This is a genomic window from Microbacterium sp. NFH-22A-Y (assembly GCF_021401375.1).
GTDB lineage: Bacteria > Actinomycetota > Actinomycetes > Actinomycetales > Microbacteriaceae > Microbacterium > Microbacterium hominis.
Genome location: NZ_JACBGF010000003.1, coordinates 72,954 through 97,105 on the forward strand (window position 1 = coordinate 72,954; position 24,152 = coordinate 97,105).

Below are 24,152 nucleotides of genomic sequence, written 5' to 3' on the forward strand. Positions count from 1 at the left end.
GTCGCTGACGCCGTCGATGCGTACGCCCGGCTCCGTTCCGAGCTGAAGGCTCGAGGGTGTCCGCCACAGCGGCGGATGGGACGCGGCCAGTCGGAGCATGCCCCCGATTGTGATGGGCTCGCGGGGGCCGCGGGGCGACTGTCCACAGCCCGACCGCGCGCGAGGGCGGCCGGGCCGTGGGGGAGGAGGAGGCGTGGGCTCAGACGGGGCGGGGGTCTTCCGGCCCGTCGGTCGCGCGGTCGGCGTCGGGATCGTTCGTGCCCGCCGCGGACGTGCCGGAGTCCTTCTCGTCCGCCGCCTGCGCCAGCAGCTCGTCGAGCGCCTCGTCGAAGGCGTCGCGTTCGGGCGCTTCGCCACGAGCGCGCGCCTGCAGACGGGCCACGAGCGCCTGCGGGTCGTCGATGTCCTCGGCGGTCGGCATGAGATCGGGGTAGTCCCAGAGGCCGTCGCGGGCCTCGATGCCCACGGCATCCGTCACGGCCCGCCACATCGCCGCCGCCTCGCGCAGGCGCCGCGGCCGCAGCTCCAGCCCGACGAGCGACGCCATGGCCTGCTCCGCGGGTCCGCCCACGGCCCGGCGGCGGCGGACCGCCTCGGCGATCTTGGCGGCGGCGGGAAGCCGGGAGGTGGCATCCGCGGTCACCACGTCCACCCAGCCCTCGATGGTCGCCAGGAGGTTCTCGAGCCGACCGAGTGCCGCGTCCTGCGCGGGCGTGCGCTGCGGGAGGAGGGCGCCCGACTCGATCGCCGAACGCAGCTCCTCGGGCGAGGAGGGGTCGAACCGCGACGCGAGGTCCTCGAGGGCGCTCGTGTCGACGTGGATGCCGCGGGCGAACTCGGTCACCTGCGAGATGACGTGCAGGCGCAGCCATCGGGCGTGGCGGAACAGTCGCGCGTGGGCGAGCTCGCGGGTGCCCAGGTACAGGGCGAGCTGATCGTCGGTGACGTCGAGGTCGCGCGCGAAGTCGGCGAAGTTCTGCGGCAGGATGGCCGCCACGCCGTCGGGCATGACCGGGATGCCGACGTCGCCCCCGCTCAGCACCTCCTGCGAGAGCCGTCCGATGACCCCGCCCAGCTGCGCGGCGAACAGGGAGCCGCCGACCCTGCGCATGAAGGTGCCCGCCCCTGCGATCAGCTGCTTCATCTCCTCGGGGGTCTGCTCGTCGATCGCCGCGGTCAGCGCGCCCGCGATCGAGTCGGCCACGGGCTCGGCCAGCTCCTGCCAGACCGGCAGCGACTCCTCCACCCACTGGCCGCGCGTGATCGCCTGCGGTGCGCCGGCGAGGTCGGAGATCGTGGTCGCCTCGCTCAGCCACAGGGTCGCGAGGGAGAACGCCTGGTCGAAGTCCTGCTTCTGCCCGGTGCTGATGCCGAGGCCGTCCTTGTTGGCCAGGTGCAGCGCCTGGGTCTTCGCGGAGCTCCAGTCGATGCCGTCGTCGCTGCCGTTCGCGAAGGCGTGCTGGAGCTGGGCCATCATCTGCTGGAGCATCGCCGGATCGACGCCCATCCGCGAGAGCCCCTCCAGTTGAGCGGGATCGAGCCCCGCCCCACCGCCGAGAAGATTGCGGAGCATCTCCTGGAAATCGTCGTCGTCGGGTCGGTCCGGAGTGTCGTCGTGAGCCATATCAGGCGCCTTTCAGCAGGCGGATCTCGTCGCGTTCTACGCTAATGGCTGGACTTCCCCGCACGGCCGTCTCGGCCCGCCACGGAGGACGTCGCGTGTACGCCGATCGCGAACGATCGGCCGGGAAGGTCTGCTGTGGCACTGTTCGACGAGGGCACGACGATCGTGCCCGCGCGCCGCCGCCCGCTGTCGCGTTCGACGCGGGTGGGGGTGTGGGCCCTCGCCGTCGCCCTCGTGGCGCTGCTGGTGCTCACCCTCATCCCGACGTCGTTCGTGATCCAGCGTCCGGGCCCCGTGTTCAACACGCTGGGCACGACGACCGACTCCTCGGGAGCCGAGGTCCCGCTGATCACGGTCTCCGGCGCGTCGACCTACCCCACCTCGGGCTCCCTCGACCTGCTGACCGTGCAGGTCGTGGGCAACCGTGAGCGGACCCCGTCGTGGTTCGAGCTGGCCCTGGCATGGTTCGATCCGGCCAAAGCCGTCCTCCCGGTGGACGAGGTGTTCCCGCAGGGGCAGACGACCGAGCAGCGCAACGAGCAGAGCGCGGTGATGATGGTCGACTCGCAGAAGGAGGCGACCGCGGCGGCGCTGACCCGGCTGGGCTACGACGTCAAGCCGATGGTGCGCGTCTACGCGCTGACCGACGACTCCGCCGCGCAGGGCATCCTGCAGAAGGACGACATCATCCGTGCGGCGAACGGTCAGCCCATCACCGAGACCGACCAGCTGCGCAGCATCATCAACGCCGGCGGCGGTGCCCCGGTCGAGCTGACCATCGATCGGGCCGGCGCCAGCGAGAACGTCGAGGTGACGCCGAAGCAGGCGACCGTCGACGGCGCGACCACGTGGCTCGTCGGCATCTCGACGATGCACGACTACGACTTCCCCATCGACGTGACCATCCAGCTCAACAACGTGGGCGGCCCGAGCGCGGGCATGATGTTCGCCCTCGGCATCATCGACACGCTCACCGACGGCAACCTCAACGGCGGCCAGCAGGTCGCCGGCACCGGGACGATCGACGCCTCGGGCACGGTGGGCGCCATCGGCGGCATCCGGCAGAAGATGTACGGCGCCGTCGGCGCGGGCGCCACCTCCTTCCTCGCACCGCAGTCCAACTGCGACGAGGTCGTCGGCCACATCCCCTCCGGCCTGCGCGTGTTCTCGGTCGCCACCCTCGACGACGCCCTCTCCGTGCTCTCGACGATCCGCGACGGCGGCGACCTGGACGCGCTCCCCACCTGCCGCTGACCTCACGGCATCCTGGAAGGTTCCTCGGCGTCCCTCCAGAATGCGCCCACCTAGGATGGTGGGGTGACCACGACCTCAGCGCCGAACCAGGCCACGCCGAATCCCTTCCGCCGCGCCATCGCCATCACGCTCGCCGTGATCGCCGTCATCGTGGTGGGCTTCTTCGTCTTCGCGAGCCTCTACGCCGACTGGCTGTGGTTCGATCAGCTCGGGTTCTCGAGCGTGCTGTGGACGCAGTGGTCGGCTCGCGTGATCATGTTCGTGATCGGATTCCTCGCGATGGCGGTGCCGGTGTTCGCCGCGATCCAGCTGGCGTACCGCCTGCGGCCCGTCTACGCCCGGCTCACCTCGCAGCTGGACCACTACCAGGAGGTCGTCGAGCCGCTGCGTCGTCTCGCGATGTGGGGCATCCCCGTCTTCTTCGGCTTCTTCGCCGGGTTCGCGGCGTCGGCGCAGTGGGAGACCGTGTGGCTGTGGTTCAACCGGGTCGACACGGGGGAGCTCGACCCCCAGTTCCAGCTGGACACCGGCTTCTACCTCTTCTCGCTGCCGTTCTTCAGCTCCGCCCTCGGCTTCGCCTCGGCGGTGCTGCTGGTCTCGCTCATCGTCACGGCCCTGGTCGCCTACCTGTACGGCTCCGTGCGCGTCGGACAGCGTGAGCTGCGCATCTCGAAGGCCGCCCGCATCCAGCTCGCGGTGATCGCGGGACTGTACCTCCTCGTGCAGGGCGTGAGCATCTGGCTCGACCGCTACAAGACGCTCACGCAGCAGAGCGATCGCATCACGGGCGCCAGCTACGTCGACGACCACGCCATCATCCCGGGCCTGACGATCATCGCCATCGCCGCCGTCATCGTCGCCGTGCTGTTCTTCGTGACCGCCATCGTGGGCCGCTGGCGCTTCCCGCTCATCGGCACGGGCCTTCTGATCGTCTCGGCGCTGGTCGTCGGCGTCGCCTACCCGTGGGTCGTGACCAACATCCAGGTGCGCCCCAACCAGGAGACCCTGGAGAGCCCGTACTACCAGCGCAACATCGATGCGACCAAGAAGGCGTACGGCATCGACGGGCTGACCAAGAGCGATTTCCAGGCTGTCACGAACGCCGAGACCGGGCAGCTGCGCTCGGATGCCGAGACCACGGCATCCATCCGCATCATGGACCCCGCGATCATCTCGCCGACCGTCCGCCAGCTCGAGCAGTACCGGTCGTACTACCAGTTCACCGACCCGCTGGACGTCGACCGCTACCAGATCGACGGCAAGAGCCAGGACACCGTCGTCTCGCTGCGCGAGCTCAACATCGGCCAGCTCGGCCAGGCGGCGTCGTGGTACAACTCGACGCTCGTCTACACGCACGGCTACGGCATGGTCGCCGCGAAGGGCAACGAGCGCACCGCCGACGGCAACCCGGTCTTCGTGGAGCGCGGCATCCCCACCACGGGCGCCCTCACGACGGGGGAGCAGTACGAGCCGCGTGTCTACTTCGGCGAGAACTCGCCCGCCTACTCGATCGTCGGAGCCCCCGAGGGCACGCCCGACATCGAGCTCGACTACCCCCGGGGAACGGGCGACGCGGCGCAGACCAAGACGACCTTCTCCGGTGACGGCGGACCGAACATCGGCAACCCGTTCAACCGGCTGATCTACTCGCTGAAGTTCCAGTCGACCGACATCCTCTTCTCGGACGGCATCAACGCGGACTCGCAGATCCTGTACGACCGCAACCCGATCGACCGCGTCAACAAGGTCGCCCCCTACCTCGAGCTCGACAACGACCCGTACCCGTCGGTGGTGGACGGGCGGATCGTGTGGATCGTGGACGGCTACACGCTGAGCGCGAACTACCCGTACTCGTCGATCGTGAGCCTGCGCGACGCCATCAGCGACACGACGAACACGACGCCGCGCGTCGCGCTCGACGACGTCAACTACATCCGCAACTCGGTGAAGGCGACCGTCGACGCGTACGACGGCAAGGTGACGCTGTACGCGTGGGACGACACCGACCCGCTGCTGCAGGCGTGGCAGAAGGTCTACCCGTCGACGCTCAAGCCCCTCACGGAGATGAGCGGCGACCTGATGAGCCACGTGCGCTACCCGACCGACCTGTTCAAGGTGCAGCGCGCCATGCTCGGCACCTACCACGTCGACGACGCCGGATCGTTCTACCAGCGCGACAACGCCTGGAAGACCCCGAACGACCCGGTCTCCAAGCAGGAGGTGCTGCAGCCGCCGTACTACCTCACGATGAAGATGCCGGGTCAGCAGTCCCCGACCTACTCGATGTTCACGACGTTCATCCCCGGCGGTGACGACACGCGGAACGTCCTCATGGGCTACCTGTCCGTCGACTCGGACGCCGGGGCCACGGCGGGGGTCAAGGATCCGAACTACGGCAAGCTCCGGATGCTGGAGATCAACGCGGAGACCCCGGTCCCCGGACCCGGCCAGGTGCAGAACACGTTCAACTCCGAGCCCGATGTGTCGTCGTTCTCGAACCTGCTGAACCAGAACCAGTCCCAGGTGCTCAACGGCAACCTGCTCACCCTGCCCGTCGGCGGTGGTCTGCTGTACGTGCAGCCGGTCTTCGTGCAGTCGTCGGGATCGACCAAGCTCCCCACGCTCCAGAAGATCCTCGTCGCGTTCGGCAACCAGGTGGCCTTCGAGAACACGCTGCAGGACGCGCTCGACAAGCTGTTCGGCGGAGACTCCGGCGCCAGCACGGGTGACGGCGGCGTGACGCCCTCCCCGTCTCCGTCACCGTCGGAGAGCGGTGGCACGGATGCCGGCACCGGCTCGGGCACGGGCGGCGGAACCGGCACGAGCGTGGAGTTCCAGGCCGCGCTGAAGGATGCGCAGCAGGCGATGATGGACCGCCAGGCGGCCCTGACGCAGGGCGACTGGACCAAGTACGGCGAGGCCGACGCGCGTCTGACCGCCGCGCTGCAGAAGCTCCTCCAGCTCGAGGGCCAGGGCTGAGCGGATCGCAGTCCCGCTGACGGCGGCATCCCCGGAGTCGGGGGTGCCGCCGTCTCGTCTGCCGGGGTCCGCCGTCTGGTGCGCGGCTGCGCGCGGCGCTCAGCGGATGAGGGCGAACCAGATCAGCAGCAGCGTGACGGCGAAGCCGGTGAACTGGTTGAGCCAGAGGAAGCGGTCCCAGCCGCGCGTCGCGGTCGCGGCATCCGCGTCGGAGACGTGGCGGTACGGCCAGACGGTGACCAGGTAGGGCAGGGCCAGGAGTGCGGCGAGGGGTCCGGGCCAGGCGGCGCCCAGCATGACCGCCCCCGCCAGCGCGTAGCCGGTGAGGGCGAGACGCACGGTGGCGCGCGCGCCGAAAGCCGTCGCGATCGAACCGATGCCGGCCTCGCGGTCGGCGACCACGTCCTGCACGGCACCGAACGCGTGCGAGGCGACGCCCCACAGTGCGAACGCGAGGATCACGGCGCCGAGGTGCCAGGTCCACGTCGCGCCGGCCAGGACGAGGCCGTACACGGCGGGGGAGAAGAAGTGGATGCTGCTGGTCACCGAATCGGCGACGGGCCGCTCCTTCAGCCGCAGCGGCGGGGCGGAGTAGAAGACGACGAAGAAGAGGCTCGCGGCGAGCACCAGCGTCGATGCGATCGAGCCGACGATCACCAGGTAGGCGACGAACGGCGCGCACGACAGTCCCGCCGCCCACAGGGTGATCCGGTGGAAGCGGCGGTCGAGCACGGCGCCGTGCGCCCCGCCCTTGCGGGGGTTGCGGAGGTCGGACTCGTAGTCGAAGACGTCGTTGATCCCGTACATCGCCAGGTTGTACGGGATGAGGAAGAAGATCGTGCCCACCACGAGCGTCGCATCGATCCGTCCCGTCGTGAGCAGCAGGGCGGCCGCGAACGGGTAGGCGGTGTTGATCCAGCTGACCGGACGTGACGCGACGAGCAGTTGGCGCAGCGTCGCCCCGGCGCTCATCGGGACGCTCCCGCGTCTTGCGGCCGCGGAGAGCGCGGTCGGCGGAGCAGCTCCGCGACGGCGGGCACGGCGAACGCGGCGACGAGGGGATACGACAGGTCCTCGATGGGGGCGAGGCCGATGCGGATGCCGCTGATGAGCTCCTCCGGATAGGTGAACAGGCCCGCGGCGATCATCAGGTTGTCGAACACCGCCGTGAGCAGCACCAGGACGATCGCCGTGATCGCGCTCGCACGCAGACGCGCCCGGAATGCGGGACGCCGCGCGGTGGCGAGCACGGCCGCCGCGGCGACGACGGCGAACGGGAGCACGATGAGCGGGTAGGTCACGACGACCTCCCGGGATCGCGCGCGCCGGGGGGACGCCGTGCCTCCGGCGGGCCGCTGTGCGCGCGGTCGGCGAACCGGCGGTCAGCGGCGTGGACGGTGAGCGCCAGGTAGCAGAGGAAGGCGAGGAACAGGGGCTCCTCGATCGGCAGGTGCGGGGCGAGGTCGACGCCCAGGAGGTAGGGGCTGTCCCCCTTGACGAAGACGCCGGTCGCGATGCCCACGGCATCCCACACCAGGAAGAACGCCGTCCCGACGACGATCGCGCCCGCATTGCGGGCACGGAGGCGGTCGCCGCCGTCGCCGCGGCGGGGCCAGAGCGCCAGGCGCAGGCGGGCGTCGAGCGCCATCACCCCGCCGATCGACACCAGGAGCACGAGCAGGTACGCGCCGGGCATGTCAGCTGTCGTCCTCAGGGGCGCGGCGTCGCGCGCCGACTCCCGAGGGCTCGGGCAGGCGCGCGGCACCGCGATCGCCGCGCAGCCGCTTGACGACGAGCTCGGCCGAGATGAGGCACATCGGCAGCCCGATGCCCGGGAGCACCGACGTGCCGGCGTAGAACAGGCCGCGCACCTTGCGCGAGGCGTTGCGCGGACGGAAGACCGCGCTCTGGCGGAGGGTGTGCGCGAGCCCCAGCGCGCCTCCGCGCCAGGCGCCCAGCTCGGCCTCGAAGTCGGCGGGCGCGATGGTGCGTCGCACCCGGATGCGCGCGGCGAGGTCGGGGATGCCGGTCCACGCCGCGATCTGGGCGATCACCCGGTCGGCCGCCTGCTCGATCGCCGGCGCGCCGGCCCCGTCCACGCCGCCACGGCCGAGCGAGGGGTCGGCAGGCATGGGGACGAGCACGAAGAGGTTCTCGGCGCCCGGCGGCGCGACGGTCGGATCCGTCGCGGAGGGGCGGCAGATGTACAGGGAGGCGGGGTCGGGGATGCGGGGGTCGGCGCCGAACACGTCGCCGAAGTTCTTCTCCCAGTCGCGGGCGAACAACAGCGTGTGGTGCGCGAGCTGCGGCAGCTCCCCGTCGACACCGAGCAGGAGCAGCAGCGCCCCGGGCCCCGGGTTGCGCCGGCGCCACCACCGTGGCGGGTAGGACTGGAGCGACGGCGGGAGCATGGTCGTCTCGGTCTCGTGGAGATCGGCGGAGGAGACGACGATGTCGGCCTCTCGCACGGTGCCGTCGGAGAGGCGGATGCCGATCGCACGGGCATCCTGGGTGAGGATCTCGGCGACGGGCGAGGAGGTGTGCAGCACCGCGCCCTGTGCACGGGCGACCCGCGCGACCGCGGCGATGACCACGGTGAAGCCGCCCTGCGGATACAGCACCCCGTCGTCGAGATCGAGGTGGCTCATCAGGTGGTACAGGCTGGGCGCGTCGAACGGCGACGAGCCGAGGAACACGGCCGGGTAGCCGAGGATCTGACGGAGCACCGGATCGCGGAAACGACGGGCGACATGGTCGTCGAGCGACCGTGTCAGCAGCGGCGCCAGTCGTGGCAGTTGACCGGCGACGGCAGGATCGCGCAGTCCCTTCGTGGAGGCGTACGTGTCGTAGAGGAATCGCGACACGGCGAGGTCGTAGGCGTCGGCGGCCGAGTCGAGGTACGCGTCGAGGCGGGCTCCCGCGCCGGGTTCCCGGCTCTCGAAGAGCTCCCGCGCCGCCTCGCGCCCCGAGACGACGTCGACGGCGGCGCTGGCGGCACCGGCATCCGGCTCGGGGTACACCCGGTAGGCCGGCGTCAGCGGCACCAGGTCGAGCTCGGCGGCGGCGCTCGTGCCGCACAGGCGGAAGAAATGGTCGAAGACCTCCGGCATGAGGTACCAGCTGGGGCCGGTGTCGAAGCGGAAGCCGTCGCGCTCCCAGGAGCCGGCCCGCCCGCCCAGCGCGTCCCCGGCCTCGTGCAGCTCCACCTGCCACCCGTCGCGGGCGAGGAGGGCGGCGGTCGCGAGGCCGGAGATCCCGCCACCGATGACGAGGGCCGTGCGGGTCATGGAGTGCTCCGTTTCGGGGGGCGGCCGGCGAGCGCCCGGGCCGCGATGGTGGCCTTGACCGGTGTGGGGACGGACACACGGGCCGTGTCGTCGTCCTCGCGCAAGCGGTGCGCGAGCTCGGCGAACAGGCCGTGGGCGGTCGTCACGGCCCGCCGGCAGTCGGCGGGCAGGTCGGCGATCGCGGCGGCCGCCGCATCCAGGTCGGCGTCGATGCGGTCGAGGACGGCCGTGCGATCGCGGCGTCCGTCCTGCAGTCCGAGATAGTCCCGTCCCAGTCGGTTCTCGTCGTCGGTGCGGTCGCGGAGGAAGTTGACGTCCTGGAAGGCGGCGCCCAGGCGCCGGGCGCCGTCGACGAGGCCGGGGTCGGGAGCGAGCGGTGTCGCCCGCCCGGCGTTGACGAACACCTGCAGGCACATGAGGCCGACGACCTCGGCCGAGCCGTAGACGTACTCGTCGTGTGAGGCGTCGTCGTGCCGCGTGCGCGTGAGATCCGTCCGCATCGAGGCGAAGAACGGTCGCACCAGGTCGTGTCCGATGCCGCACTCCCGGGCGGCGAGGGCGAACGCGTGGACGATCAGGTTGGTGCTGAACCCCCGGGCGACGGCCGCGAGCGTCTCGGCCTCCAGCTCGTCGAGCAGGAGCCGCTGGGTCGACGCGGGAAGGCCGGTCTGCTCGGCGGCGCCGTCGACCACCTCATCCGCGACGCGCACGAGCGCGTAGATGCTGCGCACGTGTGTGCGCACGCGGGGGCCGAGCAGGCGGCAGGCGAGTGCGAACGACGTGGAGTACGCGGCGATGACCGTGGCCGCCGCCTCCTGCGCGCAGCGGTCGTACAGGGAGCCGCCGGCCGCGGAGGCGCCGCTCACGGGATGCGCCCTTCGATCGCGTTCGCGACCTCCGCCAGCAGCGTCACCGCGGCCGGGGGCAGCGCCGGGGAGGCCGAGCGGCTCCGCGCTCGGCGCAGCCGGTCGTCGATGAGGGCGACCAGGTGGTCGCGTGCCCCGCTGGCCTCGAGCTCGCGCTGGGCGCGCCGCACGGCGATCGGCCCGGTGTGCGCGACGGCCAGCGCGGAGCTGACCCGGGGCCAGGCCGCCGTGTCGCGGGCGAGGGCGATGAGGGGCGTGCGCTTCGCCTCGCGGAGGTCGGCGCCCGGATCGCGCCCGGCCTGGCTGCGGGAGCCGAACGTGCCGATGAGGTCGTCGACGAGCTGGAACGCGAGACCCAGGTCGGCTGCGGCCAGCGACAGCCGGGAGCGGGCCTCGGCCGGTGCGCCCGCCATGATGGCTCCGGCGAGCAGCGGCGCCTCGAAGGAGTAGGCGGCGGTCTTGTCGTGCGCCGCGCCGAGAAGGGCATCGGTGTCGGGGTAGTCGGCGCGCGCGGCGTGCTCGACATCGGCGAGCTCGCCGGAGGCCGAGACGAGGATCGCGTCGTCGATGATCTCCAGCAGGGCGTGCCGTGTGGTCTCGTCGACGTCGCAGCAGGCGACGAGGCGGGCGGCCTCGAACAGCAGCAGGTCGCCGGCGAGCACGGCGGCGGCATCGCCCACGATGGCGGCCTGCTCGGGCCCGGCACCGAACGCCTGGGCTCGGGTCCGGAAGCGTCCGGCGACGTTGGGGATGCCGCGGCGCTCGAGATCGCGATCGATGAGGTCGTCGTGCACGACGAATGCCGTGTGCAGCAGCTCGAGCGCGGCCGCGACGTCCCACAGTGCCGTGGTGTCGTCGTCGCGACCTCCGCCGAAGGCGCGATAGGAGGCGACGACGAGAGCCGGGCGCAGCCGCTTGCCGTCGGCGGCGGCCGCGGCGGTCGCGGCGGTGAGGGCCTTCGCGCCGTCTCCGAGCGGAGCGGCGCGGCGTTGCAGCCGGCTCAGGGCGCGCTCGATCGCGGCGTCGACGCTGATGCGCGCGTCATCGTCGAGCAACGCGATCACGACGCGCTCCGCACCGTCGCGGGCTCGAAGACGCCGAGCTGCTCGGCTTGCAGGACGAGCCAGGGGCTGAACGCCCAGGGGGTGGCACGCAACGACACGGCGAGATCGGCCGGATCGACCCAGCGCGCTTCGGCCACCTCGCGCGGGTTGAGCCGCGGCTCGTCGTCGACGAGTGCCGTGTACACCGGGCAGATCTCGTGCTCGACGATGCCGCTCGCGTCGACCGCGCGGTAGCGGAACAGGGGGAGGGCGAGCCGCACGTCGCGCAGGGTCAGACCCAGCTCGTGCTCGGCGCGGCGGTGCACGGCATCCATCACCGGCTCCGCGGGACGCGGGTGCCCGCAGAAGGAGTTGCTCCACACTCCGGGCCAGGTCAGCTTGTCGAGGGCGCGGCGGGTCACGAGCGTCTCGCCGCGGGAGTTGTAGACGTGGCAGGAGAAGGCGAGGTGCAGAGCCGTGTCGGTGCCGTGCACGCTGGCCTTCGGCGCCGTGCCGATCTCGTCCCCGTTGTCGTCGAGCAGGACCACGTATTCTGTCGGGGACACGATCTTCTCCTTATTGCTAGTTTAGCTAGCGATTTTAAGGGATACTACCTTTCGAGTGAGGGGGGTGTCCAGCGTGACAGACCGGTGGATCCCGACGACGCAGCGCGACGAACTCGTCCGCGACGCGTTGGTCGCCGTGCGCTCCTTCAGCGATTCTATGGATCGGCTGCACGGCGTGCTGCGTTCCGACATGGACATGAACGGGTCCGATCTCGCGGCCCTGCGCATGCTCATCGTGCGCGAGCAGCGCGGCGAATGGGTCTCGCCCCACGAGATCGCGAAGCACCTCGCGATCTCCACGGCATCCACGACGAAGCTGCTCGACCGGCTGAGCGAGCGGGGACACATCGAGCGGCGTCCCCACCCCGCCGATCGACGGGCGCGCATCGTCGTGCTCACCGAGCGCGCGCGCAGCGAGTTCTCGCGCCACCTCGGGCAGCGCATGGCGAAGATGCGCGACGTCATGGACGGCTACAGCGACGAGGAGCTCCGTGCGATCGCGCGTTTCCTCGAGGACATGGATGACGCGCTCGTCGATTGAACGGCCGCGGGTCGGCGCACGCGAAGAAGGCGCCCCCGGATCGGGGACGCCTTCTTCGTGACCGCGTGACACACGCGATATTGGTTGCGGGGACAGGATTTGAACCTGCGACCTCTGGGTTATGAGCCCAGCGAGCTACCGAGCTGCTCCACCCCGCGGCACAAGGAATAGCCTAACACGGGTTCGGAGTGCCGGTGTACACGGGGCGCTCCTCGCCACGCGAACCGGGCGTTGCCGAAGGTCGCCGCCGCGGGGGAGGATGGGGTCGTGACCGCACCCTCCCGTTCGTGCCCCGCTGCGTGTCCAGCGGCGCCGGAGGGGAGCCGGGAATGAGAGCGGATGCCGTGGGCATCGCGGTGGCGCAGTTCGCGCCCACCGCCGACAAGGCCGACAACCTGCGCGTGATCGATGAGCTCGCCGCCGCCGCCTCCGCGCGGGGCGCGGCGGTCGTGGCGTTCCCGGAGTACGCGAGCTACTTCGTCGATCCGTTCGATGCGTCGCTCGCCGAGAACGCGGAGTCGCTCGACGGGCCCTTCGTGACCGAGCTCACGGCGATCGCCGCCCGACACGGCCTCGTCGTCACGGCCGGCCTGGTCGAACGGGGCGACGCCGGGCGTGTGCGCAACGCGGTCGTGGCCGTCGATGCCGGCGGCATCCTCGCCGTCTCCCACAAGCTGCACCTGTACGACGCGTTCGGCCAGCGGGAGTCGGACTGGGTCGAACCGGGGGCCATCGGCGCGCCGGAGACCTTCGAGGTGGGCGGGCTGACCGTGGCGCTGATGACCTGCTACGACCTGCGCTTCCCCGAAGTGGCGCGTGTGCTCGCCGATGCGGGCGCCCACGTGGTGCTCGTGGCGGCCGAGTGGGTGCGCGGGCCCCTCAAGGAGCACCACTGGCGGACGCTCCTGCACGCGCGGGCGATCGAGAACACGCTGTACGTCGCGGGTGCCGACCACCCGCCGCCGCTGGGGGTGGGGGCATCGGTGGTCGTGGATCCGCAGGGCGTGGAGATCGCGGGCGTCGGAACCGCAAGCGACGTGGCGGTCGGTTTCGCCGACGTCGGCACGATCGAGCGCATCCGGCGGGTCAATCCGGCGCTCGCGCTGCGGCGCTTCGACGTCGCACCGCGCTGACACGACGCTGACACGGCGCCGTGCAGGAGGAGCACGAGAGGGCCTCGACCGCCCGCGCTCAGCGGCCCGGTGACGGCTCCATCGCCGCGAGCCGGGCGCTCGCCTCCTCGATGACCTCCGTGCGCTTGCAGGCGGCGAAGCGGACGAGGGTGGCGTAGTCGGCACGGTGCGACGCGCTCGCGAAGGCCGTGAGCGGGATGGCCACGACCCCGGCGCGCGCGGGCAGCTCGCGGCAGAACTGCGCCGCATCGGTGCCGGGACTCAGCAGCGGTGCCGCGTCGGCGACGGTGAAGTAGGAGCCGGCCGGTTCGGACACCGTGAAGCCGGCGGCATCCAGCCCCGCCGCGAGCAGGTCGCGCTTGGTGCGCAGCGTCGATGCGATGCCGGTGAAGAAGTCGTCCGGGAGGGCGAGGCCGGTGGCGATCGCGTGCTGGAAGGGTGTGCCGTTCACATACGTGAGGAACTGCTTGACCGCGAGGACGGCGTCGATCAGCGCCGCGGGCCCCGACACCCATCCGACCTTCCACCCCGTGGTGGAGAAGGTCTTGCCCGCCGACGAGATCGTGAGCGTGCGTTCCGCGGCGCCGGGCAGCGTCGCGATCGGCTCGTGCCGGGCGTCGAACACGAGATGCTCGTAGACCTCGTCGGTGACGATGACGGCGTCGTGACGTTCGGCCAGGCGCACGATCTCCGCGCGGACCTCCGGCGCGAAGACCGCCCCGGTGGGATTGTGGGGGTCGTTGACGAGGATGATCCGGGTGCGGTCGGTGACGGCGGCTGCGAGCCGCTCGAGGTCCGGCTGGAACCGCGGCCACGCCAGCGGCACCGTCACCAGCCGGGCGCCGGCCAGGGCGACGCACGCCGCGTAGGAGTCGTAGTAGGGCTCGAAGACGACGACCTCGTCGTCGGGGGAGTCGATGAGGGCGAGCAGAGCGGCCGCCAGTGCCTCGGTCGCCCCGGCCGTCACGAGGATCTCGCGGTCGGGATCGAGCTCTCGTCCGTAGAAACGCCGTTGATGCGCCGCGATCGCGGTGAGCAGCGCCGGCACGCCGCGACCGGGGGCGTACTGGTTGAACCCGGCCGCGATCGCGTCGCGCGCCGCGTCGAGGACGGCACGAGGACCGTCCTCGTCGGGAAAGCCCTGCCCGAGGTTGATGGCGCCGGTGCGTGCGGCGAGGCCGCTCATCTCGGCGAAGATCGTCGGCGCCGCGACACCGTCCGACGACAGCAGTCCCGCGCCCTGTGCGGTACGGCGCCACGCGCCCGGAATCTCTCGCATCGCGCTCAGGCTACATGCATAGGCTCAGCGGGGTGCGGACATAAGCAACACACAGAATCGCGCGACATCCTGATCAGGACTTGGGAAGAAGGAAGCACCAATGAGCGAGAACACCCCCTCGAACACCGACCCGCAGGACGCCGCCGCGCAGGGCTACGACGCCGCCGCGCAGGGCTCCGAGACGCCCGCCGTCGCCGAGGCCCCCGCCGCCGCGGAGACCCCGGCCGCCCCCGAGACCGTCGCGAACACCGGGGACGCGCCGCAGCGCCCGCCGCTGCCGGAGCAGCCCGCGACCCAGGCGGCACAGGCGCCGGCCGTCGCGCCCACCGGCTACTCCTCGAACGCGCCGTACACCGCGCCGACCGTCCCGTCGTCGGCGCAGCCGTCGCCGTACGGGGCGCCCGCCTACACGGGCGCGGCCTTCGGCGCGCAGCCGACCATGCCGTACGGCGCGACCGCGCCCGCCGAGCCGGCGGCGCCCGCCGCGCGCATCGGTGCCGGCAAGATCGTCGGCATCATGGTCGCCGCCGCCCTCGTGGGCGGAGCGGCCGGAATCGGCGGCGCCGCTGCCGGCGCGTCGCTGTTCCCGCAGTCGCAGACGGTCATCAGCGGCGCGCCCGCGGCCGTCACGGTCAACAACACCTCGTCGGTGAACCAGACGACCGCCATCGCGGCCAAGGTGGTCCCGAGCGTCGTGACGATCTCGGCCACGTCGGGCTCGTCGGGCGGAACCGGCTCGGGTGTGGTGCTGACCGCCGACGGCTACGTCGTGACGAACACCCACGTCGTCACCCTCGACGGCCAGACCGCCGACGCCACGCTCTCGGTGACCACCTCCGACGGGAAGGTCTACGCCGCGACGATCGTCGGGACCGACCCCACGTACGATCTCGCGGTGATCAAGCTGACCGATGCATCCGGCCTGACCCCGATCGATTTCGGTGACTCGTCGAACCTCAACGTCGGCGACCAGACGGTCGCGGTCGGCGCGCCGCTCGGTCTGTCCAACACCGTGACCACGGGTATCGTGAGCGCGCTGAACCGCTCGATCCAGATCGCCTCGTCGGCGGCTCCGGAGGGCGACACGCAGGAGCAGACGCCGCAGCAGGGTGAGAACGGCTCGCCGTTCCAGTTCGACTTCGGCCAGGGCCAGCAGACCACGGCGACGAGCTCGATCTCGATCGCGGTGATCCAGACGGATGCCGCGATCAACCCCGGCAACTCCGGCGGTGCCCTGGTCGACGGTGAGGGCAAGCTCATCGGCATCAACGTCGCCATCGCGTCGGCGGGAGGCTCCAGCTCGAGCGGCCAGTCGGGCTCGATCGGCGTCGGCTTCTCGATCCCGTCCAACATCGTCAAGCGCGTGACCGACGAGCTGATCAAGGATGGCAAGGCTACGCACGGTCTGCTCGGCGCCGGTGTCCGCGACGCGGCCACGCAGGAGGGCGCGACCACCGCGGGTGCCTACATCGCGGAGGTCACCTCGGGCGGTGCGGCGGCGAACGCCGGGCTGCAGAAGGGTGACGTGGTGACGTCGTTCAACGGGTTCCCGATCACCGACGCGACCGACCTCACCGCGCAGGTGCGCGCGCTCGCGGCGGGTTCGAAGGCCACGATCGTGTACGAGCGCAACGGCAAGACGGCCTCCGCCGAGGTCACGCTCGGGGAGCTGCAGCCGTAAGCACGCCCTCAGGCTCGGACGCCACCCCGCGATAGGCTCGCGGGGTGGCGTCCTTCTCGTTCGGCGTCGGCAATGCCCGCAAGCTCCTGCGCGTGCCGATGTACGTCGGCGGGCGCCTCGCGACCCTGCTGATCCCGCGCTCGCGCGACCGGTGGGTCTTCGGGTGCGCGTGGGGCGTCGGCGACGGCGCATGGGCGCTCTGGGAGCACGCGCGCGGCGAGGGCGTGCGCGCGGTGTGGCTGACCGGTTCCGTCCGCGACGATCTGCAGGCGCAGGCACGCGGCATCCCGTGGACGCGCAAAGGGTCGTTGCGCGGGTTCTGGGTGACGGCGCGTGCCGGGGTCATCGTGATCACCCACGGCTTCGGCGATGTCAACCGCTACGCCGCGACCGGCGGCGTGATCGTGCAGCTGTGGCACGGCATCCCGTTGAAGCGTCTGGGACTGGACGCACCCGTGACGATGCAGGTGACCGCCCGCCGTCTCCCGGCGCTCGTCCAGCGGATCCTCACATGGGTGGTGACCGCGGCGTACCGCCGCGCGCAGTCGCGCATCCGCGTGCTGCCCGCCGCCTCCCAGCTCGTGCGGGGCCGCCTGGAGTCCGCCTTCGGGCTCCCCTCGACGCGTGTGCCCGTGACGGGGGAGCCGCGCACGGATGTGCTCTTCGCCGGCGACACCGACGGGCGGCGTGCGCGCGCCCGCACCGCCGTCGCGGAGGCGACCGGTGCGCTCGGGACGGCGAGGCTGATCCTCTACGCGCCGACCTGGCGCGACGGCGCCCCCGATCCCGCCGTCCCGACGCCCGCCGAGGCGGATCGCCTTCGCGCCCTGCTCACCGAGTCGGACGCCGTGCTCCTGATCCGGTCGCACCCGCACGGCGCCGGCGCCTACGCGCGTCACGCCGGGGAGCGCATCCGTCTTCTCGGAGCCGACCTCGTCGCCGAGGTCACGCCTCTGCTGCCGGCGATCGACGTGCTGATCACGGACTACTCGTCCATCGTCTTCGACGCGGCGCTCGTCCCCGTGCCCGCGGTCTTCCTCGCCCCGGACCTCGCCGCCTACGCCCGGACGCGCGGCTTCTACGGCACCTTCCGCGACGTGGCGGGTGAGGCCCCCGCCACGACCTGGGACGAGGCGATCGCCCAGACGCGCGCGGTCCTCACCGATCCCGCCGAGCACGCGCGGCGTGTGGCGGCGGCCCGCGCGCTGAGCGCGCGCGTGCACGACGTCGCCGACGGTGGCGGCAGCGCCCGCGTGTTCGGGGCGATTCAGGCGGCGCTCGCCGCGGAGAGGCGATCATGACGATCACCGCGTCGATCCGCCACGCCGAGGCCGGCCCCGAGCTCGTCCTGCAGGGTGAGGGGAAGCTGCCCGACGCCGCCGTGCTCGCCGGTCGGCGTGCGCGGGTGGACGGGAGTCCCGCCGCCGACGGCACCCGGGGGTGGACCGCGGCGCTGCCCCTGCGTTCGGCGCGCGGCGGCGAGCGCGAGCTGCCGCTGCCGACCGGCGACTACCGCCTTCGCCTCGACGGCGCCGACGCCGGCGAGGTGGCCGCGGCATCCATCGCCGACACCATGACCTCGACGATGCGTGTCGCCCTCCGCGACGGGACGCTCACGGTGCGTCCGCCGATCGACGCCGCGTACGACTCGGCCGAAGCGCAGGCCGCTCTCGAGCGCCGATATGCGACGCGCCCGGGGGGCGAGCTGGAGAACGCCGTCTTCTTCGAGAGCTTCTACGGGCGCATCGCCGGGTGCAATCCGCGGGCGATCGACCGTGAGCTCGCGCGTGCGGCTCCCGGGGTGATCCGCTACTGGAGCGTCGTCGACCTCTCGGTGGCGGTGCCCGACGGCGCGGTGGCCGTGGTCGAGGGCAGCCCGCAGTGGTGGCGCGCGCGAGCGTCGGCGCGTCTGCTCGTGGTCAACGACTGGCTGCGGCGACGCTATGTGCGCCGTCCCGGCCAGCGCGTGCTGCAGACCTGGCACGGCACGCCCCTCAAGCGCCTCGCCCTGCACCGACCGGGCTTCGACCTGCGGCGGATGCTCGCGGTGGTGCGCGAGGGTCGCCGCTGGGACGTGCTGCTTGCCCAGAACGAGTACGGCGCGCGTACGCTGCGCGCGGCCTACGCGTTCCTGCGTCGTCCGATCTGGGTGGAGGGGTATCCCCGCAACGACGAGCTGTCGGCAGGCACCGGGAGCAGGCAGCAGGAGATCCGGTCGCTGCTCGGGATCGGCGCCGAGGAACACGTGCTCCTCTACGCACCCACGTGGCGAGACGACCGCGAACAGATCGTCGACTTCCTGGACCTGCCGGCGTTCGCCGAAGCCACCGGTTCGGTGGTGCTGGTGCGCGGTCATTCGCGGACGCTGCTGCCGGGGGTGGACCTCACCGTCGATGCGCCCGGGCCGCGGGTCATCGACGTCACGGGTCACTCCGACACGTCCGAGCTGCTGATGATCGCCGATGCGCTCATCACGGACTACTCGTCCGTGATGTTCGATTTCACCGCCACCGGCAAGCCGATCTTCTTCTTCACCCCCGACCTCGAGCATTACCGCGGGCGGCTGCGCGGCTTCTACTTCGATCTCGCGGCGCACGCGCCCGGGCCTCTGGCGACGACCCAGGAGGAGCTGACGCGCCTGGTCGCCGATGAGACGGTGCCGGAGCGGTTCGCGGGCCGGTATGCGACCTGGCGCGCCCGCGTCAACGCCCGCGACGACGGGCGTGCGGCCGAACGGGTCGTCGCCCGGATCCTCGACCAGAGGTTCGTCGACCGGGACTGATCGGGCCGGCGCGTGCCGCGGGGTCGGGTCGCGCGAGGGCAGCGGCGTTCCGGGGCAGCGGCGTAGCGGTTCAGCGGTGTCAGGGCAGCGGCGTGTTGCGATCCAGACGCGACGTGTCGATGTTCTCGCGCGCGCCGCGAGCGGCACCGATGAGGAAGCCGACGCCCCACGCGACGTGCATGGTCGGCAGCACCACCAGGCCCCAGAGCCGCTCCCGGATGCCGGGGCCCGCGGCCGGGCTCAGCGCCCAGCCGAGCACCACCAGCGCGTATGCCGCGAGCGGCGCATACACGACGGAGGCCGCGAGCGCCGGGATGCCGCTGAGGACGCCCGTCGCCTGGAGGACGCCGACGATGAGGGCGGCGACGGTGGTGAGCACCAGAGCGGGCGGCGCGAAGAAGCGCAGCGAATTGCGGCGACCGTATCGGCGCACGAGCTCGCCGCGCCACGTTCCCGTCGAGCGGAACTGCCGCGCCAGTCGCGTCCAACGCTCGCGCGGCCAGTACGTGACGGCCAGCTCGGGATCGAACCACACGCGGTAGCCGGCGCGTCGGATGCGCAGATTGAGCTCCCAGTCCTCCCCGCGGCGGATGGTCTCGTCGAACAGCCCGACCTCGTCGAGCACGTCGCGCCGGATCACGCCGAGATAGGCCGACTCGGCCGGACCCGCACGGCCGCCCGAATGGTAGGCGCCGCCGCCGAGGCCCACACGGGCGTTGTACGCGCGGGCGACGGCACGCTGGAAGCCGGTGCGGCCGTCCGCGCGCATGACTCCGCCGACGTTGGCCGCACGCACCCGCGCCAGGGTGTCCAGCGCGCGCTGCGCGTATCCGGGTTCGAGCTCCGAGTGCGCGTCCACGCGCACGATCGTCGGGTAGCGGGCCGCTCGGATGGCGAGGTTCAGGCCCACCGGGATGTCGGCGGCGGGGTTGCGGATGAGGCGTACCCGCGGGTCGCGCGCCGCCAGCTCCGCGGCGATCGCGTCGGTCGCGTCGGTGGACGGCCCGAGAGCGAGGATGACCTCGCTGGGGCCGGCCGTCTCCTGGGCGAGCGCGCTCTCGACGGCGCGGGTCAGATACGCCTGCTCGTTGAGCACGGGCATCACGAAGCTGACCCCGGCATCCGGGGACGGCACCCGCGCGTCCCGGGAACGTGCCGCGACGGAGTGCATCCGACGATCATCCCATGCCGGGGGCGCACCGGCGCGGCCGCCGTAGGCTGGAGGGATGGGAATCGTCTCCGAGGCACGCCGCGCCCGCTCGCTGCTGCGGCGCGTGGCCAACGGACGGTCGGCACTGCGGGAGGTGCGCCGCGAACAGGCTGCGCGGCCCCCGGCACCGCCGGCCCACTTCCGCATCGCGGTGTACTTCGCCGACGGCGACGTGAACATGTACCAGATCCGTCAGTGGTATCGGCCGCTGGCCGCCCTCGCCGGGCGGTGGCCGGTCGTGGTGCTCAGCCGGCACGCGACGGGTGCGCGGGCGCTCCTGGCCGACGACGCCCTGCCCGTCGCGTTCGTCCCGAAGGTGCGCGACCTCGAGCGCTACATCGCGCAGCAGGACATCCGGGTGGTCCTCTACGTCAACCAGAACACGCGGAACTTCCAGATGTTCCGGTACGGTCGCCGCTGGCACGTGTTCATCAACCACGGCGAGTCCGACAAGATGTACATGACCACGAACCAGTTCAAGGCGTACGACTACGCCCTGGTCGCGGGGGAGGCGGCGCGCGATCGCCTCTCACGGACGCTGTGGGACTACGACGTCGATCGGCGCACGATCGCCGTCGGCCGTCCCCAGACCGATCACTACGTCGGTGAGCCGCCGTATGCGCCCGACGAGCGCACGGTGGTGCTCTACGCGCCGACCTGGGAGGGCGATCGTCCGGCGGCCCGTTACGGCTCTCTCCGCAGTCACGGGGAGGCCCTCGTCGCGGCGCTGCTGTCGTCGCCCCGGTACCGTCTCATCTACCGTCCCCACCCCCGCTCGGGCGTCGTCGACCCGGAGTACGGCGCGGCGAACGCGCGCATCGTGGCCGCCATCACGGCTGCGAACGCGTCCGATCCGACGGCCCGGCACGTCGTCGACGCCGGGGGAGAGCTGGGCTGGCAGCTCCTCGCCGCCGACATCGCCGTCGTCGACATCTCCGCGATGGTCTACGACCGTCTCGCGACGAGCAAGCCCCTGCTGATCACGCGCCCGGTCGATCCCGCCGCCGACGTCGATACGAACGGGTATCTGTCGGATGCCGAGTGGCTGGATGCCGCCGGTGCGGCCGACGTCGACGACCGCATCACGCGGGTGCTCGACGACCCTGACGCGGCCGCGCGTCTCGCGCGGTGGGTGCAGCGGTACTTCGGCGACACGGCGCCGGGTGCGGCATCCGCGCGGTTCGAGGCCGCCATCGCCGAGCTCATGCGACGGTGGGAGACGTGGGATGCCGCGACGCGCGCGGACGCGGCGTCCGGGCCTTCGGCCGGTGTGGAGGGCTGAGCGCCCTCAGCGCGTGACGAGCCGCGCCACCGCCGCCAGCGGTATCGCGAGCCACGCCGGACGGTGGCGCGCCTCGTAGATCGCTTCGTACACGGCCTTGTCGAGCTCGAGCGCGTCGAGGAGAGCACCCGACGGGTCGGCGAACGTGGAGCCGTACCCGGTGAGGAAGCTCGTGCGGGCGGCGAGCGCCCACGCGTCGGCGGCGGCGTCGGCCGTGGCGTCGAGCTGGTGCGGCCCGCGCTGGAGGCGGAGCGAGCCCGCGACGTAGTCGAACGAGCGCAGCATCCCGGCGATGTCCCTCAGCGCCAGGTCGGGGGCGCGCCGTTCGGAGATCGGGCGCATCGGCTCGCCCTCGAAGTCGAGGAGCATCCAGCCGCGGGTGGGGGAGTGCAGGACCTGGCCGAGGTGGTAGTCGCCGTGCACGCGTTGCAGGTGCGGCCAGGGCGCGGCCTCGGCGCGCGCGTAGATGCGCGCGACCGCATCGTGGAACGCGCCGAGCGCGGGCACCTCCGCGACCGCGATCGACAGGCGCCGGCGCCACGCCGCGACGATCGAGCGCCGCGCATCGGCGTCGGCGGGCGGGGTCGGGAACAGGTGGGCGAGATCGCGATGGACATCGGCGGTCGCGCGTCCCAGCGATTGCGCTTCGGCCGAGAAGTCGGCGCTCACCGCGGCGGCCGCGAGCGCCACGCGCCAGGCGTCCTCGACATCGGGGAGGAACTCCTGGGCGAACGCGAGCGATCCGCGGACGGCGGGCTCGCCGGGGGCGGTCGACGTCCACTCGCCGTCGAGGTGACCGATCACGGGCGGGACGTGCGCAGAGCCCGCGGCCGCGAGCGCCGACTGCAGCTCGATGTCCGGATTGATGCCCGGATGAAGCCGACGGAACACCTTGCAGATGACGGGCGCGGCGTGGGAGGGCCGGAAGATCACGGACGTGTTCGACTGCTCGCCCGTGAGCACGCTCGCCGGTCCGGCGAGATCGGGGCGCCCCAGCTCGACGAGCAGCGCCGCCGTGAAGGCGGGATCGTGGGGGCCGTCGACGAGGAGCCGATCATCGTCGACGCCGACGGTGTGGGACGGTTCCGGCTCGCCGGTGCGGGGCCGCCACACGAGGGGGACCTGATACACGATCGCGTCGGCGTCATCTCCGTCGCCGACGATCAGCAGCCGCACGTCGACGTCGGGCGCGGAGCTCGAGAGCCGCCGCTCGGCCAGCACGCGCAGCCGCGGCTCACCGCCCGTCGGGGTGTACCACCTCTGCTGCGGCATCCATGCGGCCAGATGCCTCAGCGTCGTCTGCATGGGTCGAGGCTAGCCAGCGCGCCGTCGGGTGTCGAGAAAGCCGCGCCGAGGCGTCGTCAGTCCTCTGGCGTCGACTCCTCGTCCTGGACCAGGACCTCCACCGGCACGGAGAATGCGACGCCGGCGGCGCCGAAGACACCGAGGTCGTCGACCGGGGGCGGGAGCACCTCCGCGGGCTGCTGCTCATCGACCGGCTCGGAGGGCAGACCGCCCCATTCGGTCGGCTCTTCGGGACGACTCTGGAAGATACCCATGGCCCCATTGTGCGCGACGGCGGCGTCGCGGGGGTGCCCCGGCCGGGCGCGTCTCGCGCGACGCGGTCGTCAGTCTCCCGCGGCAGCGCCGTCCGCCGCCGAGCGGCCACCGCGGCGGGCCTTCGCTCCGACCGCGCCGGCGGCGGCGCCCAGGGCGCCGGCCGCGCGACGTCCGCCCGCACCGATCGCCTCGCCGGCGCGCCGGACCGTGCCGAACGCGGAGCGCTCGAGCCGCTCGGTGCCGGGGCGCGGCTCGAGCTCCGCCGGGTATGCGACGGGCGGCAGACCGAACGCGCGGTGGGATCCCACCACCACGCGGCGGCCGAGCAGGTGGTTTCCGGTTCCACCGATGGCCGCACCGATGCCGAAGGGGAGCGCCTTGCCGATGACCGAGGCGCTGCCCTTGGTCGCGAACTGCCGGATGAAGGACGACTTGAGCCGGTCGACGAGCGGGCCGACGGCCGCGCGGGGCAGCGACTTCGTCACGAGCTCGCCCCAGTACGAGGTGCGCGAGCCACCGGTGCCGGCGACCTGTCGCCCGAGCTGCGCGACGAGGTCGACACCCTCCTGGCCGAGCATCAGCGTCAGCACGAGCGCGCGGGCGCGATCGGGATTGTCCACGCGGATGCCGTGCAGCTCGGCGAGCGACTGGGCGAACAGCGCCGTGGCCTCCAGGAACCCGACGGTCTCGATGCCCGAGAGGGCCAGGGTGACCCCGGTCCCGATACCGGGTACGACCGCGGTCGCGCCGACGGCGGCGCCGCCGGTGGTCACCGCCGCCAGGTAGCGCCGCTCCAGCATCCGGACGATCTGCGCCGTCGTCGCCTCGGGATGGCGCAGACGGATGCTGCGCAGGTGCGCGATCACGACCGGGCGCTGGACCTGCAGCATCCGATCGAGCGCCCGCACGGTGCGCGGGTGCTCGGGCGATCCTTCCGGAGGAAGGCCACCGTCCCACGGCGCGTCGTCGGGGAGGGAGTGGATGCGATGGATCTTGGCCATGTCGGCACGATCCTATGGACGGCCCCTGAGCGGCGGCTGAGCGGTCGGGGTGTCGTCGATCATC

General features: G+C 72.1%; 21 protein-coding genes and 1 tRNA gene. 8 read left to right on the top strand and 14 right to left on the bottom strand.

Annotated features, from left to right (window positions below; all coding sequences use genetic code 11):
* Positions 1-199: 199 nt before the first annotated feature.
* Positions 200-1,624, bottom strand: a complete 1,425-nt coding sequence (locus tag L0965_RS11300) for a zinc-dependent metalloprotease (RefSeq protein WP_101306080.1) — start codon at positions 1,622-1,624, stop codon at positions 200-202.
* A 135-nt stretch (positions 1,625-1,759) separates the two neighbouring features.
* Between L0965_RS11300 and L0965_RS11305 the strand changes: the two genes are divergently transcribed.
* Positions 1,760-2,878 (top strand): PDZ domain-containing protein, encoded by a 1,119-nt coding sequence (locus L0965_RS11305; RefSeq protein ID WP_060960180.1) that lies wholly within the window; start codon positions 1,760-1,762, stop codon positions 2,876-2,878.
* Positions 2,879-2,941: 63 nt separating this feature from the next.
* A complete protein-coding gene (locus L0965_RS11310) occupies positions 2,942-5,857 on the top strand; it encodes a UPF0182 family protein (protein ID WP_060960181.1) in 2,916 nt (971 codons plus the stop codon).
* A gap of 99 nt (positions 5,858-5,956) precedes the next feature.
* On the opposite strand, the gene L0965_RS11315 is transcribed toward L0965_RS11310, so the two are convergent.
* Genes L0965_RS11315 through idi form a run of 7 tightly spaced genes read right to left on the bottom strand, consistent with a single transcriptional unit; the run spans position 5,957 to position 11,619 of the window.
* On the bottom strand, positions 5,957-6,829 hold the full coding sequence (locus tag L0965_RS11315; protein ID WP_101306081.1) for a prenyltransferase: 873 nt from the start codon (positions 6,827-6,829) through the stop codon (positions 5,957-5,959).
* Complete coding sequence (locus L0965_RS11320) at positions 6,826-7,158, bottom strand: lycopene cyclase domain-containing protein (RefSeq protein ID WP_101306082.1); 333 nt, start codon at positions 7,156-7,158, stop codon at positions 6,826-6,828. Before L0965_RS11320 ends, L0965_RS11315 begins: the two co-directional genes overlap by 4 nt.
* Positions 7,155-7,553, bottom strand: a complete 399-nt coding sequence (locus tag L0965_RS11325; RefSeq protein WP_101306083.1) for a lycopene cyclase domain-containing protein — start codon at positions 7,551-7,553, stop codon at positions 7,155-7,157. Before L0965_RS11325 ends, L0965_RS11320 begins: the two co-directional genes overlap by 4 nt.
* Before the next feature lies 1 nt (position 7,554).
* Complete coding sequence (crtI, locus tag L0965_RS11330; RefSeq protein WP_101306084.1) at positions 7,555-9,144, bottom strand: phytoene desaturase family protein; 1,590 nt, start codon at positions 9,142-9,144, stop codon at positions 7,555-7,557.
* Positions 9,141-10,010 (bottom strand): squalene/phytoene synthase family protein, encoded by an 870-nt coding sequence (locus L0965_RS11335; protein ID WP_101306085.1) that lies wholly within the window; start codon positions 10,008-10,010, stop codon positions 9,141-9,143. Before L0965_RS11335 ends, crtI begins: the two co-directional genes overlap by 4 nt.
* Positions 10,007-11,074: a polyprenyl synthetase family protein gene (locus L0965_RS11340; protein ID WP_061782232.1), complete on the bottom strand. Its 1,068-nt coding sequence runs from the start codon at positions 11,072-11,074 to the stop codon at positions 10,007-10,009. Before L0965_RS11340 ends, L0965_RS11335 begins: the two co-directional genes overlap by 4 nt.
* On the bottom strand, positions 11,071-11,619 hold the full coding sequence (gene idi / locus L0965_RS11345) for an isopentenyl-diphosphate Delta-isomerase (RefSeq protein WP_060960188.1): 549 nt from the start codon (positions 11,617-11,619) through the stop codon (positions 11,071-11,073). Before idi ends, L0965_RS11340 begins: the two co-directional genes overlap by 4 nt.
* Positions 11,620-11,683: 64 nt before the next feature.
* On the opposite strand from idi, the gene L0965_RS11350 reads away from it, so the two are divergent.
* The gene (locus L0965_RS11350; RefSeq protein WP_232784031.1) at positions 11,684-12,160 is read left to right on the top strand and encodes a MarR family winged helix-turn-helix transcriptional regulator; all 477 of its coding nucleotides are present in this window, start codon (positions 11,684-11,686) and stop codon (positions 12,158-12,160) included.
* Positions 12,161-12,241: 81 nt separating this feature from the next.
* On the opposite strand, the gene L0965_RS11355 is transcribed toward L0965_RS11350, so the two are convergent.
* Positions 12,242-12,318, bottom strand: a tRNA-Met gene (locus L0965_RS11355).
* Between the two features lie 171 nt (positions 12,319-12,489).
* Between L0965_RS11355 and L0965_RS11360 the strand changes: the two genes are divergently transcribed.
* Positions 12,490-13,293 (top strand): carbon-nitrogen hydrolase family protein, encoded by an 804-nt coding sequence (locus L0965_RS11360; RefSeq protein ID WP_101306086.1) that lies wholly within the window; start codon positions 12,490-12,492, stop codon positions 13,291-13,293.
* Positions 13,294-13,351: 58 nt separating this feature from the next.
* On the opposite strand, the gene L0965_RS11365 is transcribed toward L0965_RS11360, so the two are convergent.
* Entirely contained in the window at positions 13,352-14,572 is a 1,221-nt protein-coding gene (locus L0965_RS11365; RefSeq protein ID WP_101306087.1) for an aminotransferase class I/II-fold pyridoxal phosphate-dependent enzyme, read from the bottom strand.
* A 100-nt stretch (positions 14,573-14,672) separates the two neighbouring features.
* On the opposite strand from L0965_RS11365, the gene L0965_RS11370 reads away from it, so the two are divergent.
* Genes L0965_RS11370 through L0965_RS11380 form a run of 3 tightly spaced genes read left to right on the top strand, consistent with a single transcriptional unit; the run spans position 14,673 to position 19,035 of the window.
* Positions 14,673-16,253, top strand: coding sequence for a S1C family serine protease (locus L0965_RS11370; RefSeq protein ID WP_101306088.1), 1,581 nt, complete (start codon positions 14,673-14,675; stop codon positions 16,251-16,253).
* A 44-nt stretch (positions 16,254-16,297) separates the two neighbouring features.
* On the top strand, positions 16,298-17,554 hold the full coding sequence (locus L0965_RS11375; RefSeq protein ID WP_101306089.1) for a CDP-glycerol glycerophosphotransferase family protein: 1,257 nt from the start codon (positions 16,298-16,300) through the stop codon (positions 17,552-17,554).
* The gene (locus L0965_RS11380; RefSeq protein WP_101306090.1) at positions 17,551-19,035 is read left to right on the top strand and encodes a CDP-glycerol glycerophosphotransferase family protein; all 1,485 of its coding nucleotides are present in this window, start codon (positions 17,551-17,553) and stop codon (positions 19,033-19,035) included. Before L0965_RS11375 ends, L0965_RS11380 begins: the two co-directional genes overlap by 4 nt.
* Before the next feature lie 79 nt (positions 19,036-19,114).
* Here L0965_RS11380 and L0965_RS11385 read toward each other — a convergent pair whose 3' ends face one another.
* A complete protein-coding gene (locus tag L0965_RS11385) occupies positions 19,115-20,206 on the bottom strand; it encodes a glycosyltransferase family 2 protein (RefSeq protein WP_101306091.1) in 1,092 nt (363 codons plus the stop codon).
* 55 nt (positions 20,207-20,261) lie between these two features.
* On the opposite strand from L0965_RS11385, the gene L0965_RS11390 reads away from it, so the two are divergent.
* Positions 20,262-21,527, top strand: coding sequence for a CDP-glycerol glycerophosphotransferase family protein (locus L0965_RS11390; RefSeq protein ID WP_060960194.1), 1,266 nt, complete (start codon positions 20,262-20,264; stop codon positions 21,525-21,527).
* Positions 21,528-21,533: 6 nt separating this feature from the next.
* On the opposite strand, the gene L0965_RS11395 is transcribed toward L0965_RS11390, so the two are convergent.
* The 3 genes from L0965_RS11395 to L0965_RS11405 all read right to left on the bottom strand — a co-directional run bounded on the left by L0965_RS11395 (position 21,534) and on the right by L0965_RS11405 (position 24,088).
* On the bottom strand, positions 21,534-22,832 hold the full coding sequence (locus tag L0965_RS11395) for an aminoglycoside phosphotransferase (protein ID WP_101306092.1): 1,299 nt from the start codon (positions 22,830-22,832) through the stop codon (positions 21,534-21,536).
* A 56-nt stretch (positions 22,833-22,888) separates the two neighbouring features.
* Complete coding sequence (locus tag L0965_RS11400) at positions 22,889-23,086, bottom strand: hypothetical protein (RefSeq protein ID WP_101306093.1); 198 nt, start codon at positions 23,084-23,086, stop codon at positions 22,889-22,891.
* A 69-nt stretch (positions 23,087-23,155) separates the two neighbouring features.
* A complete protein-coding gene (locus tag L0965_RS11405; RefSeq protein WP_061782226.1) occupies positions 23,156-24,088 on the bottom strand; it encodes a hypothetical protein in 933 nt (310 codons plus the stop codon).
* Positions 24,089-24,152: the final 64 nt, after the last annotated feature.